Annotated in this window: 13 protein-coding genes; 7 read left to right on the forward strand and 6 right to left on the reverse strand. The window is 65.6% G+C overall.

Features of this window, described 5'->3' with window-relative positions:
- Nucleotides 1-118: 118 nt before the first annotated feature.
- The 4 genes from IF803_RS37475 to IF803_RS37490 all read left to right on the forward strand — a co-directional run bounded on the left by IF803_RS37475 (nt 119) and on the right by IF803_RS37490 (nt 5,143).
- Nucleotides 119-331, forward strand: coding sequence for a hypothetical protein (locus IF803_RS37475; RefSeq protein ID WP_411783481.1), 213 nt, complete (start codon nt 119-121; stop codon nt 329-331).
- Between the two features lie 78 nt (nt 332-409).
- A complete protein-coding gene (locus IF803_RS37480; protein ID WP_411783480.1) occupies nt 410-1,582 on the forward strand; it encodes a phosphoserine transaminase in 1,173 nt (390 codons plus the stop codon).
- A gap of 208 nt (nt 1,583-1,790) precedes the next feature.
- Complete coding sequence (serA, locus tag IF803_RS37485) at nt 1,791-3,380, forward strand: phosphoglycerate dehydrogenase (RefSeq protein WP_028340546.1); 1,590 nt, start codon at nt 1,791-1,793, stop codon at nt 3,378-3,380.
- Nucleotides 3,381-3,970: 590 nt separating this feature from the next.
- A complete protein-coding gene (locus IF803_RS37490) occupies nt 3,971-5,143 on the forward strand; it encodes a thiolase family protein (protein ID WP_016846668.1) in 1,173 nt (390 codons plus the stop codon).
- A 73-nt stretch (nt 5,144-5,216) separates the two neighbouring features.
- On the opposite strand, the gene IF803_RS37495 is transcribed toward IF803_RS37490, so the two are convergent.
- Nucleotides 5,217-5,675 carry a MarR family winged helix-turn-helix transcriptional regulator gene (locus IF803_RS37495; RefSeq protein ID WP_411783124.1) on the reverse strand — a complete coding sequence of 153 codons (459 nt, stop codon included), beginning with the start codon at nt 5,673-5,675 and terminating at the stop codon, nt 5,217-5,219.
- A gap of 82 nt (nt 5,676-5,757) precedes the next feature.
- Here IF803_RS37495 and IF803_RS37500 point away from each other — a divergent pair, with 82 nt between their 5' ends.
- The 3 genes from IF803_RS37500 to IF803_RS37510 all read left to right on the forward strand — a co-directional run bounded on the left by IF803_RS37500 (nt 5,758) and on the right by IF803_RS37510 (nt 9,964).
- Nucleotides 5,758-7,191 (forward strand): MFS transporter, encoded by a 1,434-nt coding sequence (locus tag IF803_RS37500; protein WP_461195657.1) that lies wholly within the window; start codon nt 5,758-5,760, stop codon nt 7,189-7,191.
- 179 nt (nt 7,192-7,370) lie between these two features.
- Nucleotides 7,371-9,044 (forward strand): mucoidy inhibitor MuiA family protein, encoded by a 1,674-nt coding sequence (locus tag IF803_RS37505; RefSeq protein ID WP_461195658.1) that lies wholly within the window; start codon nt 7,371-7,373, stop codon nt 9,042-9,044.
- An 83-nt stretch (nt 9,045-9,127) separates the two neighbouring features.
- Nucleotides 9,128-9,964 carry an enoyl-CoA hydratase-related protein gene (locus IF803_RS37510; RefSeq protein ID WP_461195659.1) on the forward strand — a complete coding sequence of 279 codons (837 nt, stop codon included), beginning with the start codon at nt 9,128-9,130 and terminating at the stop codon, nt 9,962-9,964.
- A 379-nt stretch (nt 9,965-10,343) separates the two neighbouring features.
- Here the strand turns inward: IF803_RS37510 and IF803_RS37515 are convergent, their stop codons facing one another.
- The 5 genes from IF803_RS37515 to hemP form a co-directional block, all read right to left on the reverse strand.
- Nucleotides 10,344-11,696 (reverse strand): esterase-like activity of phytase family protein, encoded by a 1,353-nt coding sequence (locus IF803_RS37515; RefSeq protein WP_461195660.1) that lies wholly within the window; start codon nt 11,694-11,696, stop codon nt 10,344-10,346.
- Between the two features lie 237 nt (nt 11,697-11,933).
- Nucleotides 11,934-12,725, reverse strand: a complete 792-nt coding sequence (locus IF803_RS37520) for a heme ABC transporter ATP-binding protein (RefSeq protein WP_461195661.1) — start codon at nt 12,723-12,725, stop codon at nt 11,934-11,936.
- On the reverse strand, nt 12,722-13,822 hold the full coding sequence (locus IF803_RS37525; RefSeq protein WP_461195662.1) for a FecCD family ABC transporter permease: 1,101 nt from the start codon (nt 13,820-13,822) through the stop codon (nt 12,722-12,724). The genes IF803_RS37520 and IF803_RS37525 overlap by 4 nt, the downstream gene beginning before the upstream one ends.
- Nucleotides 13,819-14,769, reverse strand: coding sequence for a heme/hemin ABC transporter substrate-binding protein (locus tag IF803_RS37530; RefSeq protein ID WP_461195663.1), 951 nt, complete (start codon nt 14,767-14,769; stop codon nt 13,819-13,821). Before IF803_RS37530 ends, IF803_RS37525 begins: the two co-directional genes overlap by 4 nt.
- An 8-nt stretch (nt 14,770-14,777) precedes the next feature.
- Entirely contained in the window at nt 14,778-14,984 is a 207-nt protein-coding gene (gene hemP, locus IF803_RS37535; protein WP_016840569.1) for a hemin uptake protein HemP, read from the reverse strand.
- Nucleotides 14,985-15,180 lie beyond the last annotated feature (196 nt).

Here is a 15,180-nt window from a genome sequence, read left to right on the forward strand (position 1 = left end):
GTTCGTCGGCAGCGTCAGATGTGTATAAGAGACAGGTCGACCTCCGTGATTTTGCGGGTCGGAACGAGTCCGGTATGTCGGACGTCTCCCACGGGGCGGCGGGCAACTGGGGATTGGAATGTCGGATTATTCGATCGTGCGGGTCGGCAACGAGTACATCGTGCAGGCCGGCGAGAAGAGCATTTTGAAAGTATCGAGCCGGCGCAGGGCGGTTAAGATCATGACTCTGGCGGCAGATTTGCTTGATCAGGAGACGATCCAGCAGGTCGAGGACGTCCCATCAATCAGCCGTGATGCCCGGATTGTTCCAGACGAGTCCGAACTTTCTTGACGTTTGGGTACCTTTCCACTATCCCCGACCGCGGGAAACCTCTCCCCACCGAGAGGCAGCTATCTGGAAGGGTAGATTATGACTGCAGCGAAGCCCGCTTCGCGGCCCGATGTGCCGCATTTTTCTTCCGGCCCCTGTGCCAAGCGCCCCGGCTGGAACCCCAACAATCTCAAGGACGCCGCCCTCGGCCGCTCGCATCGTGCGAAAGTCGGCAAGGCCAAGCTCAAGCTCGCGATCGAACTGACGCGCGAGGTGCTTGAGGTGCCTGCCGATTACAAGATCGGCATCGTGCCGGCGTCGGATACCGGCGCGGTCGAGATGGCGCTGTGGTCGCTGCTCGGCGCGCGGCCCGTCACCACGCTCGCCTGGGAATCCTTCGGCGAGGGCTGGGTCAGCGACATCGTCAAGGAATTGAAGCTGAAGGACGTCACCAAGCTCAACGCGGCCTATGGTGAAATCCCCGATCTCTCCAAGGTCGATCCGAAGTCGGATGTCGTCTTCACCTGGAACGGCACCACCTCGGGTGTGCGCGTGCCGAACGCTGACTGGATCAGCGCGGATCGCGAAGGCCTGACGATTTGCGACGCGACCTCGGCCGCCTTCGCGCAGCCGCTCGATTTCGCCAAGCTCGACGTCGTCACCTTCTCCTGGCAGAAGGCGCTCGGCGGCGAAGCCGCGCACGGCATGCTGATCCTGTCGCCGCGCGCTGTGGAACGGCTCGAGACCTACAAGCCGGCCTGGCCGCTGCCGAAGATCTTCCGCCTCACCAAGGGCGGCAAGCTCAACCAGGGCATCTTCGAAGGCGAGACCATCAACACGCCGTCGATGCTTTGCGTCGAGGACTATCTCGATGCGTTGAACTGGGCGAAGTCGATCGGCGGCCTGAAGGCGCTGATCGCCCGCGCCGACGCCAACACCAAGGCGCTCGCCGACTGGAAAGCGAAGACGCCCTGGATCGACTTCCTGGCCAAGGATCCCGCGATCCGCTCCAACACCTCGGTGTGCCTTAAGTTCACCGATCCCGCGATCACCTCGCTTCCTTCAGACGCACAGGCCGACTTCTGCAAGAAGCTGGTCGCGCTGGTGGAGAAGGAGAACGCCGGCTTCGACTTCGCGTATTACCGCGACGCGCCGGCGGGTTTGCGGATCTGGTGCGGCGCCACCGTCGAGGCAAAGGATGTCGAGCTGCTGACACGGTGGATCGACTGGGCCTTCGCCGAGACCAAGGCAGCGTTGCCCAAGGCGGCTTAAGTTTTCTCTTGTCACCTCTCCCCGTTCTTACGGGGAGAGGTCGGATCGCGCAGCGATCCGGGTGAGGGCCCTCTTGGCTTGTTCCTCGCCCGTGGCTGCCGCTCACCCCAACTCTCTCCCCGCAAGGCGGGGAGAGGGAGAAGTGATCAGAGACTTCACCACATCGGTCCAGGAGACCCGCCCGCCGCAGGGCAAAGGAACAATCGAGATGACAAAACCTAAAGTTCTGATTTCCGACGCGCTGTCTCCCGCCGCCGTGCAGATTTTCAAGGATCGCGGCGTCGAGGTCGACTTCCAGCCCAACCTCGGCAAGGACAAGGAAAAACTCGCCGAGATCATCGGTAATTACGACGGCCTCGCGATCCGATCGGCCACCAAGGCGACCGCCAAGCTCATCGAGAAGGCGACGAGGCTGAAGGTGATCGGCCGTGCCGGCATCGGCGTCGACAATGTCGAGATTCCGGCCGCGACCGCCAAGGGCATCATCGTGATGAACACGCCGTTCGGCAATTCGATCACGACCGCCGAGCATGCCATCACCCTGATGCTGGCGCTGGCGCGCGAGATCCCGCAGGCCGACGCCTCGACCCAGGCCGGCAAGTGGGAGAAGAACCGCTTCATGGGCGTCGAGATCACCGCCAAGACCCTCGGCGTGATCGGCTGCGGCAATATCGGCACGATCGTCGCCGACCGCGCGCTCGGCCTGCGCATGAAGGTGATCGCATTCGATCCGTTCCTGTCGCCGGAGCGCGCCAAGGACATCGGCGTCGAGAAAGTCGAGCTCGACGATCTCTTGAAGCGCGCCGACTTCATCACGCTGCACACGCCGCTGACCGAGAAGACCCGCAACGTGATCGATGCGGCCGCGATCGCCAAGATGAAGAAGGGCGTGCGCATCATCAACTGCGCGCGCGGCGGCCTGGTCGACGAGCAGGCGCTGGTCGACGCGCTGAACTCCAAGCACGTCGCGGGCGCCGCCTTCGACGTGTTCGTCGAGGAGCCGGCAACCTCGAACGTGCTGTTCGGCCATCCCAACGTGATCTGCACTCCGCATCTCGGCGCGTCGACCACCGAAGCGCAGGAAAACGTCGCGCTGCAGGTCGCCGAGCAGATGTCGGACTATCTGCTGTCGGGCGCGATTTCCAATGCGGTCAACTTCCCCTCGATCACCGCGGAAGAGGCGCCGAAGCTGAAGCCGTTCATCGAGCTCGCCGAAAAACTCGGCTCGTTCGCCGGCCAGCTCACCGAGAGCGGCATCCTCAAGACAGAGATCACCTATGAGGGCCACGTCGCCGAGATGAAGATCAAGGCGATCACCTCGGCGGTGCTGTCGGGCCTGCTGCGCCCGATGCTGGGCGAGGTCAACGTGGTCTCGGCGCCCGTCGTCGCCAAGGAGCGCGGCATGGTGGTGGACGAGGTCGTCCGCGCCGCGCAGAGCGACTATGAAAGCCTGATCACGGTCACCGTCACCACCGAACGCCAGGAGCGTTCGGTGTCCGGCACCGTCTACGCCGACGGCAAGCCGCGCCTCGTCGACATCAAGGGCATCCGCGTCGACGCCGAGTTCGGCAAGTCGATGATCTACGTGACCAACGAGGACAAGCCGGGCTTCATCGGCGCGTTCGCGAGCCTCTTGGGTGATGCGAAAATCAATATCGCGACCTTCCATCTCGGCCGCGTCAAGCAGGGCGGCGACGCCATTGCGCTGGTCGAGGTCGACGGCGCGGTGCCGCCGGAGCTGCTCGCCAAGGTACAGACGCTGCCGCAGGTGAAGCAGGCCAAGGCATTGACGTTCTAGTTCGCGATCCGGCGGCTTGTCCGCACTCTCGATTTACCTCCCGCTTGCGGGGTCGAGACGAGCGAAGCTCGCTCTTAGGTCGGGTCGCATCGTAAGATGCGATCCGGGTGGGGCTCTCTCCTCACAAGGATTCTCGACTGCGGAAATACCCCCACCCCAACCCTCCCCCGCAAGCGCAGGGGTATCGCATTTCGTGGCGGTGCCCTCGTGGCCATCCTTCGAGACGCCCGCCTTCGGCGGGCTCCTCAGGATGAGGTCTTGTTTTTGCGGCACAATAGTAGACCCTCATGGTGAGGAGCGCCGCTTGCGGCGCGTCTCGAACCACGAGGCCAAGCACTTGCGCGGTCGCCAAGGGGCATATGCGAAAGCCCTGCCCGCAAGCGGGAGAGGGGGCAAAGCGAGTTCGTGGTCACGACCTGATCTCGCTCAAGCAGTCCATATTCCGATCTGCGGAACATGACGCCGTCTCCGGTCGCGGAGGCGGCGTTTGTCGTTCCGGGACGTCCGGCATTGCTATTGCGCCCGCCGAAAAATGTGTACGAACGGGCCACGACGCGCCACAATGACCGTCATCTCAGAGGGAGAAAACAATGCGTGAAGCCGTAATCGTTTCCTACGCGCGCACCGGCCTGGCAAAGTCCGGCCGTGGCGGATTCAACATCACCCCGCCGATGTCGCTCGCCGCGCACGCCATCAAGCACGCGGTCGACCGCGCCGGCGTCGACAAGGAATATGTCGAGGATTGCTATCTCGGCAATTGCGCGCATGGCGCGCCGAACATCGGCCGCCAGGCGGCGCTGCTCGCCGGCCTGCCGAAGTCGACCGCGGGCGTCTCCGTGAACCGCTTCTGCTCGTCGGGCCTGCAGACCATCGCGATGGCCGCCAATTCGATCCGTTCCGACGGCTCCGATTGCATCGTCGCCGGCGGCGTCGAGAGCATCTCGATTCCCGGCGGCGGCTCGCCAAAGGAATCGATCGATCCCGAGCTGCTCAAGACCGCGCCCGACATCTTCATGGCGATGATCGATACCGCTGACATCGTCGCCGAGCGCTACAAGCTCAGCCGCGAATACCAGGACGAGTATTCGCTGGAGTCGCAGCGCCGCATGGCGGCCGCGCAGCAGGCCAACAAGTTCAAGGACGAAATCGTCCCGATGAAGACCAAGATGAAGGTGGTCGACAAGGCGACCAAGGCCGAGTCGATCGTCGACTACGTGGTTGATCGCGACGAGTGCAACCGCCCCGAGACCACGCTGGAAGGCCTTGCCAAGCTCGAGCCGGTCAAGGGCCCGGGCAAGTTCGTCACCGCCGGCAATGCCAGCCAGCTCTCCGACGGCGCCGCCGCCGTGGTGCTGATGGAAGCCAAGGACGCCGAGAAGCGCGGCCTCAACCCGCTCGGCCGCTTCGTCGCCTGGGCCTCGGCCGGCTGCGAGCCCGACGAGATGGGCATCGGCCCGGTCTTTGCGGTGCCGAAGCTCTTGAAGCGCCACGGCCTGAAGATCGACGACATCGATCTCTGGGAGCTCAACGAGGCCTTCGCCAGCCAGTGCCTCTATTCGCGCGACCAGCTCGGCATCGATCCCGAGAAGTACAACGTCAATGGCGGCTCGATCGCGATCGGCCATCCCTTCGGCATGACCGGCGCCCGGCTCACCGGCCACCTGCTGCAGGAAGGCCGTCGCCGCAAGGCCAAGTGGGGCGTCGTGACCATGTGCATCGGCGGCGGCCAGGGCGGCGCCGGCCTGTTCGAGATCTACAGCTAAGCGCGATCGACACTGATCGGGTGCGAATGAGCGGCCTGGCGGCAACGCCGGGCCGCTTTTCTTTTGGAGCCGGCTAGCTCGCCGGTGAGGTGAGCGCGCGCTCGTCAAACTCGAGCGAGGCAATCAGTTCGAGCGTCTGCCTGAGATCGGCGGCCTGCCTTGCGCCAAAGGCGGTCTCGAAACGTTCCTGCGCGTTGAGCCATGCGGCCTGCGACTCCTCGAGCCTGGCTTCGCCGCGCTTGGTGAGCCGCACCAGCCGGCTACGCCGGTCGTTCTTGTCGACGGTGATGGTCAACAGACCGTCGCGCTCGAGCGGCTTGAGGTTGTGGTTGAGCGCGGTGCGGTCGAGCACCAAGGCTGCGGCAAGCTCGCCCATCGTCGGCGCGCCCGACCGCCTGACATAGACCAGAATCGCCCGTTGCGTGCCGCGCAGGCCGGATGTCGCAAGGACCTGATCGTAGAGCTGCGACACCCGCCGCGTCGCCTTGCGCAACGCCGTGAGATTACACCGGCTGGGTTCCGTTTTCGCCATCGCTGCCTCCTATGGACTTGACAGATACATGCAGATGCACCTAATTGCAATAGATGCATATGCACGTATTTGGGAGGGTGTGATGTCGGAGGTAGAGGCAGAGACCATCGATCTGGTCGTCGAACCTGAGGCGCGGCCGCGGTCCCGCGTCGCAACCGCAACCCCGCGCCAGGTGCTTGCGATCGTGTCGGTCGGAATTTGCCTCGCCAATCTCGATTTGTTCATCGTCAATGTCGGGCTGCCGAACATCGCGCAGGAATTTCGCGGCGCCTCGCTTGAGGATCTGTCCTGGATCTTGAACGCCTATGCGATCGCCTACGCCGCGTTGCTGGTATTCTTCGGCCGGCTCGCCGAACGCCACAGCCGCAACCTCAGCTTCCTGCTCGGCGTCGCGCTGTTCACGGCCGCGTCGGCGGCATGTGCTCTTTCGTCCAGTGTCGAGTTCCTGGTCGTCTCTCGCGTGGCGCAGGCGGCCGGTGCGGCATTGATGACGCCGACCTCGATCGGCCTGCTGCTGGCATCATTTCCATCCGAGCAGCGCGCCGGGGCGGTGCGGACCTGGACGGCGATCGGCGGCCTTGCCGCCGCATTGGGCCCGCTCGCCGGAGGCGTGCTGGTCACGTTCGACTGGCGCTGGATCTTCATCGTCAATGTCCCGATCGGCGTCGTCGCACTGATCGTCGGCTGGTTGAAATTGCCCGAAGTGCCCGGTCACGACGTGCCGCGTCCGAGTTCATGGGCGGCGCTGCTGGTGACCTCCGGTATCGGTGCGCTGACATTTGCGATCGTGAAGGCGAACGATTGGGGATGGAGTTCGCGCGGCGTTGTGCTCGGCTTTGCCGTCGCGACCGTCTCGCTCGCCGCCTTCGCGTGGCATTGTCTCAGATCGAGGAATCCCTTCGTCGATCCTGCACTGTTCGCGGTCAGGCCGTTCACCGGCGCGTCGCTGGTGATGGCGCCTTACTCGGCCGCCTTCGGCGCCATGCTACTGTCCTGCGCCTTGTGGGAGCAGACGGTGTGGGGCTGGTCGGCGTTGAAGACCGGCCTTGCAATCGCTCCCGGTCCGCTGCTGGTGCCGATCACTTCGCTGTTGTTTGCCGGCCGGCTGATTGCGCGGTTTGGCGCCGCGGCCGTCGTCTCCGGCGGAATCGTCCTGTTCGCGGCCGGCCTCGCGATCTGGGCGACGCTGCTCGGGGCCGAACCCAATGCGCCTGCCATCGTCGCGGGCGTGATGCTGATCGGTATCGGCGTCGGGCTGACCTTTCCGACCCTGATGGGCGTCGGCGCCGGCGCGCTGCCGCCATCGTCGTTTGCCACCGGCTCCGGCGTCATCAACATGATCCGGCAGGCGGCACTGGCGATCGGCGTCGCGATCTTTGTCGCGATCCTTGCAACGCCGGTCTCGATGACGGAGCGGATCGCGGCGTTTCAGCGCGGCTGGTGGATCATGATCGCGATCACCTTGGCCGGCTTCGTGCCGAATTATCTGTTCATCCGGCGCAAGGCAGATCGCTAAAGCCTAAAAGACATCGCCGCGCCATGCGGCAGCCGCGGCGGCGCCATCGTCGCGCCGCAGGGAAACCTCAATCGAACCAGTCCCTTCCTCGCTGCGTCTCACCACGAGAAACGGCGCGCAGTCGAGCCCGGCGCGCCGTTCGTCTCGCGCGCGATGCGGCGTTTTTCCGGAGGGATGTCATGTGTAGGATTGCGAATTATCTTGTGACCACCAGCCTGGTGCTGGTGGGTGCGCTGGTTGCCGGGCCGCTGCATGCGGCCAATCTCGATGCAGCCTCGCAGATCGACGCCGTGACCGTCTATCCCGATGGCGCGAGCGTCACCCGCGTCATCACGCTGGACCTGCCTGCCGGTGACAACACGCTCATCGCCCGCGATTTTCCAATGGGGCTCGATCCGTCCTCGCTGCGGGTCGAGGGCGAGGGCGGAGCGAACCTCACGATCGGGGCGATCGATACAAAGCTGCCGCAGCCCTTGCTGCCGCCAAATCTTTCCGAGATCGACAGGCGCATCGAGGCGCTTAACGATGAGCGCGCCGATTTGCAGGGACTGATCAGCGCGGCCGAGGCGCGTCGCAAATTCGCCGAGCGCTTTGCCGAAACGTCGCCTGCGGGCCTCGGCGAGAAGGGCGAGGCGCGTCCGCTCAGCGAGTGGCGCGCGGCGTTCTCGGCGGTGGCCGACGAGGTCGCAACCGCCGACAGCGCGATCCGTGACGCCGAGCGCAAGATTCGCGTGATCGACCGCGACCTTGCGCAGCTCGCAGCCGATCGCACGAGCAAGCCGCCGAGCAAGGTCGAGGTGCGGATCGACATCGCCTCGCAGGCGGTGACCAAGGCGACCTTGCGGATCACCTATGCGGTTCCCAACGCGCGCTGGACGCCGCTCTATGACGCCCGGCTCGACACCGGCGCCAGGGACCGCAAGCCCGCGATCGAACTGGTGCGCCGCGCCGAGATCACCCAGTCGACCGGCGAGGACTGGTCGAACTTGGCGCTCGTCGTCTCCACCGTGCGGGTCGCGCGCGGCGGCAATGCGCCCGATCTCCGTTCGCTGATCGTGCAATATCCGCAGCCGCCGCGGCCGCTGGCGAAGCTCTCGGGAGAGGCCAGCATGCGGGCGCGCGAGGCCCTGGCACCCGCGCCGGCCGCCGACGCGGTTCAGCAATTCCGCTTTGGTGGGGGACGCGCGGACGAACTGGAAGCCACCGCCGAGGTCGGCGCCTTCCAGGCCACCTTCAAGATCCCCGGCCGCGTCAGCGTTGCCGCCAATGAGGGCGCAAAGAGCCTGCGCATCTCGACGGCGACGATCACGCCCGATCTCGTAGTTCGCGCCGTTCCGGTGATCGATCCGACCGCGTTCCTGGAAGCGAGCTTCGTGCAGGCCGACGATGCGCCGCTGCTGCCGGGACAGGTCTCGATCTACCGCGACGGCATCTTCGTCGGCCGCAGCCGGATGGCCACCGCCGCCAAGGACGAGACCGTGCGGCTTGGCTTCGGCGCCGACGACAAGGTCAAGATCGAACGCACGGTGGTGAAGCGCAACGAGGGCTCCGCGGGCCTGATCGTGACCACGTCGAAGACCGACGAGCGCGCCTTCAAGACCACGGTGCGCAACGGCCACGACTTCGCGATCAAGGTCGCGATCCAGGATCAGCTCCCGGTCAGCGAGAACGACGACATCGTGGTCGAGATGCTGCCGTCGTCGACGCCTGCGACGACCACCAACCTGCGCGACAAGCGCGGCGTGCTGGAATGGGCGTTCGAGGCCAAGGCCGGCGAAGTCCGTGACATCAATTTCGCCTGGCGGATGCGCTGGCCCAAGGACAAGGGCGTCGTGATGGTGCCGGCAGGTTGATCTGCGTTTACTGCCGATGACATCTCTCCCGATCTCGGGCATCACTTTGCCAAAGGCAACAAAGCCTGAGATCGGGAGGATCCATGAGCTACCAGCACATCATCGTCGATGATCCGCGTCCGCGCGTCCGCCGCATCACGCTGAACCGCCCAGAGAAGCGCAACGCGCTGAACAACCGCCTGCGCGGCGAGATTTTCGAGGTGCTGGAGCAGACCGACCGCGATCCCGGGATTTCGATCTCGATCCTGCGCGGCGCGGGCCCCTGTTTCTCGGCGGGTTACGATCTCTCCGCCGACAACCGCGTCGACCAGCCCTATCATTCGGCATCCGGCCCCGGCCAGTGGTCGCGCCATGTCGTCGAGGGCTGGTTCTCGATCTGGGACCTCGCAAAGCCTGTGATCGCGCAGGTGCACGGCTATTGCCTCGCCGGCGGCACCGAGCTCGCGACCGCCTGCGACGTGGTCTATGTCGCCGACGACGCCCAGATCGGTTATCCGCCGGTGCGGCTGATGAGCCCGCCCGACATGCAGTATCACCCGTGGCTGGTCGGCATGCGGCGCGCCATGGAATTGATGCTGACGGGCGACGCGATGTCCGGCCGCGAGGCCGCCGAGTGGGGCTATGCTACCCGGTCGTTTCCGCTCGCCGAACTGGAGGCGAAGACGCTGGATTTCGCCGAGCGCGCGGCCAAGGTGCCGATCGAGCTGCAACAGCTCAACAAGCGTAGCGTCCACCGCGCGATGGAAATCATGGGCGCCCGCGCCGCGATCCGCGCCGGCACCGAGATCCAGGCACTGGCCTTCACGACCGAAGCCAGCAAGGCCTACATGGCGGGCTTCCGCCGCGACGGCGGCAGCGTGAAGGCCCAGCTCGACCAGCGCGACACGACGTTCGGGGATTACCGGACGAAGAAGGAGTGAGGATCACGTAAGCCGCGCGCGGAGCTGTATCACCGTCACCCTGAGGAGGCCGCAAAGCGGCCGTCTCGAAGGGCGGCGGCCCGGCTGTCTCCGCGTCGGCTGCATCGGGGCCGTGCATCCTTCGAGGCTCGCCCGGCGGCGCAATTGCGCCGCAAGGCTCGCACCTCCAGCGACAAAGGCGAAGCCTTTGCGCGGGGATGACGGAATGGCCGTCGTGCTGGGATGAGCATCACGCTATCGCATATTCGCTGTCATGCCCCGCCTTGAGCGGGGCGTCCAGTACGCCGCGGCTTGTCCGTTGAGCTCGGACGTCTCTCGAATACTGGGTCGCCCGGTCGAGCCGGGCGACGACATTGTTGTGATCCGCGAAAGTAGCCCTTCACTTCGCCTTCAGGAAGTCGCCGACCTCGAGCAGCACGAACTCGTCGTCATCGGCCTTGTTCGGGTCGCGGCTCGAGGAGAACGGCAGGTTGTTGTCGTTGCCGACGATGATGTGGGTCTCGTCGACCCGGTCGACATTCTCGATGGTGAAGAACGGGAAGGTGTAGACGCCGTCGTTGAGCGGCTTGTGCGCCTTCTTGTTGGGATCGCGGATCTTCATCAGGTCGATATAGGCGATCTTGCGCACCGGCTTGCTGGCATTGGCATCGGACAGCTCGATCTTGTAGACACGCTTGAACTTGGCGAGATCAGGGAAACAGTTCTCGCCGCGCTGGCCTTGCGGGCAGGCCTTGTCGGCGGTGCCTTCGCCATTGTCGCGTTCGATGACGAGGCCGTGGGCCGGATCGATCATGTTGAAGTCGCCGATCGCATTGCCGTTCTGCTCGAACACATACTGCCAGTAGCGTCCGGTGAACTTCTCCGCCGCGACGTCGAATTCCAGGATGCGCGAGGCTTCCTTGCCGTCGACCTTCTCCCAATCCTTCTTGCCGGCATCCCACAGCGGCCCTTCGAGCAGGCCGTAGAGGAATTTGCCGTCCTTGGAGGAAGCAAAACCTTCATAGCCCTTGGAGCGGCGCAGGTTGACGTTGGTGTAGGAGGCGCCGGGCGCGCCGGGCGACTGCACCGCCCAGTGATCCGGCGAGCGCACCGGCTTGCCGTCCGCGACCGTCTCGAACACGGCGAGGATCTTGCCGGTCTTGTCGGCCTTGAGGATGTACGGCCCGAACTCGTCGCCGATCCAGAAAATGTCGTTGATGATCTGGAAGCCCTCGGTGTCGAAGTCGGCACCGGTGAGGTAGCGCTTGGCGGTGTCCTCATGCACGATGCGGAACGGCACTTTCCTGTCGGGATCGTGCAGGAACACGGTCTCCTGACGTTCGATCTTGCCGCTCGCCCAATCGATCTTGTGCCGGTTCAGGTACAGCATCGAGTCCGCCGAGTTGTAGCGCGAGCCCATGCCGTTGTCGGTGATCACCCAGAACGAGCCGTCGGGCATCACCTTGATGCCGGAATGTCCCTGCAGCGGCTGACCCTTGAACGGCAGCGACACGCCGGTCGGCCGCTCGTAGGATTTGCCCATCACGGTGCCGATGGCGTCGACGCGCCTGCCGGTGGTGTATTTGCCCGAGGTCTTCAAATCGTTCGGGGCGTCGGCGGGGGCGTCGATGAAGCTCTCCGCCGGCATCACGGCATGTCCTGCCAGCGTCGCCGGGAATTCGCCTTCACTCTGCGCGAACGCCGATGTGGCGAGCAGGATCGAGGCGACGGAGCAGAGCAGGGACAGGCGCATGGTTGATCTCCCAAAGGATAAACGATGCGGTGTTCTCCGAGCCGCCTGTTACAGCCGGCTGACAGTTTTGTGAACCGCGGATGTTGCGGCGGGATAAGGCTTGCGGCGTTACGTCGCCTCTCACTCGCAATCCTCATCCGGAGGAGGCCGCGCAGCGGCCGTCTCGAAGGATGGCCGCAAGCGACAGCCGGGCCTCGTGGTTCGAGACGCGCGTACCGCGCTCCTCACCATGAGGGTCTAAACGGGCCGCATGGTTTGCGGCAGCAGGAACGGCACGCCCTCTCCGGTGTAGGCGATCGCGGCGTCGATCTCGAAGATCTCGCGTAGCGTCTCGGTCTTCATCGCCGCCGTGCGGTCGCCGTCGACGGCAAGTCGGCCGCGGTGCAGCAGCAGGACGCGGTCGGCGAACCGCATCGCGAGGTTGAGGTCGTGCAGGATCGCGATCACGGCGGTGCCGCGCGCGGCGCGCCGCCGGGCGGTTTCGACCAGGTCGATCTGGTGCCGCAGATCGAGGCTCGAGGTCGGCTCGTCCAGCAGCAACAGTCCGGGTCCGTGCAGCGCTTCGCCGCAGGCGAGCTGCACCAGCACGCGGGCGAAATGCGCCCGCTGCTGCTCGCCGCCCGACAGCGTCGGCAATTGCCTGAACCGGAAACGCGCGAGCCCGACCTCGTCGAGCGCCGCCTCGACCAGCGCCCGCGCCACGGCACGCGGGCTTTCGCCGGCGCCCATGCTGACGATTTCCTCGACGGTGAACGGGAAGGTGACGCTGACGTGCTGCGACAGCATCGCGCGGTGCTGCGCCAGCGCGCGTGGTCCGTAAGTTTGCAGGTCGCGCTGCCTGAGCCTGATCGCCCCGCGCGACGGACGCAGGTCGCCCGACAGCATCCGCAGCAGGGTCGATTTGCCGGCGCCGTTGGGACCGACGATCGCGACCATCTCGCCGGCACCGATCTGCAGCGACACCGCATCGACCAGCGTCGTGCCGCCGACCGTCATCGATACCGACTGCGCTTCGAGCAGGACCGTCACAGCGACACCAGTCCGCGCTGCCGCAGCAGCATGGCGAGGAAGAACGGCGCGCCGATCACCGCCGTCAGGATGCCGATCGGCATTTCCGCGGGCGCCACGATGGTGCGCGCCACCGTGTCGGCGCCGACCAGGAGGATGGCACCGAGCAGTGCGGAGGCCGGCAGCAGCAGCCGATGCGCGGGCCCGATCACCAGCCGCAACAGATGCGGCACCACGATGCCGACGAACCCGACCACGCCGCAGACCGAGACCGCGACCCCGGTCATCGCCGACACCAGCACGATCGAGATCCGCTTCAGCCGTTCGACGTCGACGCCGCTGTGGAACGCCTCGGCCTCGCCGAGCACCAGCACGTCGAGCCCGCGCGCGATCGAGAGGCAGGCGACCAGCGCCACCGCCAGCACCGGCGCCAGCGCCGTGAGCTTGCTCCAGGTCGCGCCGCTGAGCGAGCCGAGCAGCCAGAACGTGATGTCGCGAAGCTGACGATCGTCGGCGACGAACACCAGGAGGCCGATGCCGGCATTGGCGATCGCGGCGATCGCAAGCCCGGCCAGCAGGAAGATCGCAATCGATGTCCGGCCGCCGCGACTGGCGATGCCGTAAAGCACGATGGTCGTGATCAGCGAGCCGGCAAAGGCCGCGCTCGGCAGCAGCTGGTGCTGCAGGAAGCGCAGGCTTTCGCCGAGATGGCTGTCGGTGAACACGATCGCGGCCGCCGCGGCAAACGCGCCGCCGGAGGAGACGCCGACCAGCGCGGGGTCGGCGAGGGGATTGCGGAACAGGCCCTGCATGATGGCGCCGGAGACGGCAAGCAGGCCGCCGACCATCGCCGCCGCCGCGATCCGCGGGATGCGGATCGACCACACCACGAGCTGGTCTCGTGCGAGCAGCGGGTTGGCGACACGATCAGCCCATAGCCCAAGCGCTGCCGGAAGCCGCGCCATTGGAATCCCGGCGGCCCCGACCGTCAGGGCGACCAGCGCGGTCGCTGCGAGCGCCGCAAGCAGGCAGAGCAGGGTGAGTGTCGCGGCCGGCCGCGGCGACATGCCGGCGCGCCGCTGTTTCGCACGCCCGCGGCGTTCGGCCAGCACGCTCATTGCCGGCAATTCGCTGTCAGCGCTGCCGGCTTGAAGTTGTCGGCCTCCGGCGCCAGCGCCGGATAGAGCTTGATCGAGAGGTCGCGTGCCGCGGCCGCGGTGCGCGGTCCGAAGCCGAGCAGATAAAGGCCTTCCATCGAGATGAAGGCCTTGTTGGCCGCGACCGGCGTCAGCGCGAAGGCGGGATGCGCGAACACGGCATCAGCGGTCAGCGAATCCTTGCCGCGATCGATCGACAGCACGACATCGGGCTTCGCCGCCACGATGGCCTCGTCATTGACCGGCTTGTAGCCGTCGTAACCGTCGATGGCGTTGACGCCGCCGGCAAGCCGGATGATCTCGTCCGCGGCGGTCTTGTGGCCCGCCGCCATCGCCCGGCCATTCAAGAGCGACATCACGAACATCACGCGCACCGGCTTGGTCACCCTGGTGCGCAGCGCGCGCAGTTGCGCGAGATCGCTCTCCACCGCCGTCGTCAGGCAGGCAGCGCGCGGATCGGCGCCCATGGCGTGGCCCACCAACCTGATCTTCTCGACCAGCCCGGCCTCCGAGAACGTCTCCGGCACCAGCACCAGCGGCACCTTGGCCGCCTCGAGCACGTCCATGGTCTCCTTCGGCCCTGAGCCCTGCACTGCGAGCACCAGCGACGGGTGCAGGCCGAGCACGCCCTCCGGCGACAGCTGGCGCATGTAGCCGACGTCGGGCTTCTCGCGCAGGGCAGCCGGCGGGTAGAGGCTGGTCGCATCGACGCCGGCGATGCGGTCCTCGAAGCCGAGGGCATAGAGGATCTCGGTGATCGCGCCGCCGATCGAGACGATCCGCGACGGATTGTCGATCACGACGTCGCGGTCGCGGGCGTCATGCACGGTGATGCCCTCGGCCGTCACGGCTTCGATCGGCAGCAAGCAGGAGAAGGCGAGCAAAGCGAGCGTGCGACAAATTGTCATCGGGGCCGTCACTTGGTCAGGATCAGCTTGTTCTGCGAGGTCAGCCGCAACCGGTAATGTTCTTCGCCGTGCATGATGATGATCTCGCGCTCCGCCGCGAACAGGTCGCGACTGTCGAGACGATTTCCGCGCATGATCAGCGTTTTGGCCGCGCCGGATGCAGGCTCGGTCTGCTTTCCGGCTGCGCCGATATTGTCTCCGGAAGCTGCGGACATGTGATGGTGCTGCGCCTGCGAAATTTTCAAATGGTGTTTGCTTGTATAAGCGGGCGAGAGCGCATTCCAACGGCGGCACTTTACAATCGATATAAACAGCGCCGCCGCATTCTTGACCGTTTTGTTGCCGGCTCGTAACCAATCATCACGCGATGCAAGCGGTGGCTTGATCGCGATGTAGCCAGCAAGCCGCTCG

It is taken from the genome of Bradyrhizobium sp. UFLA06-06, from assembly GCF_054820065.1.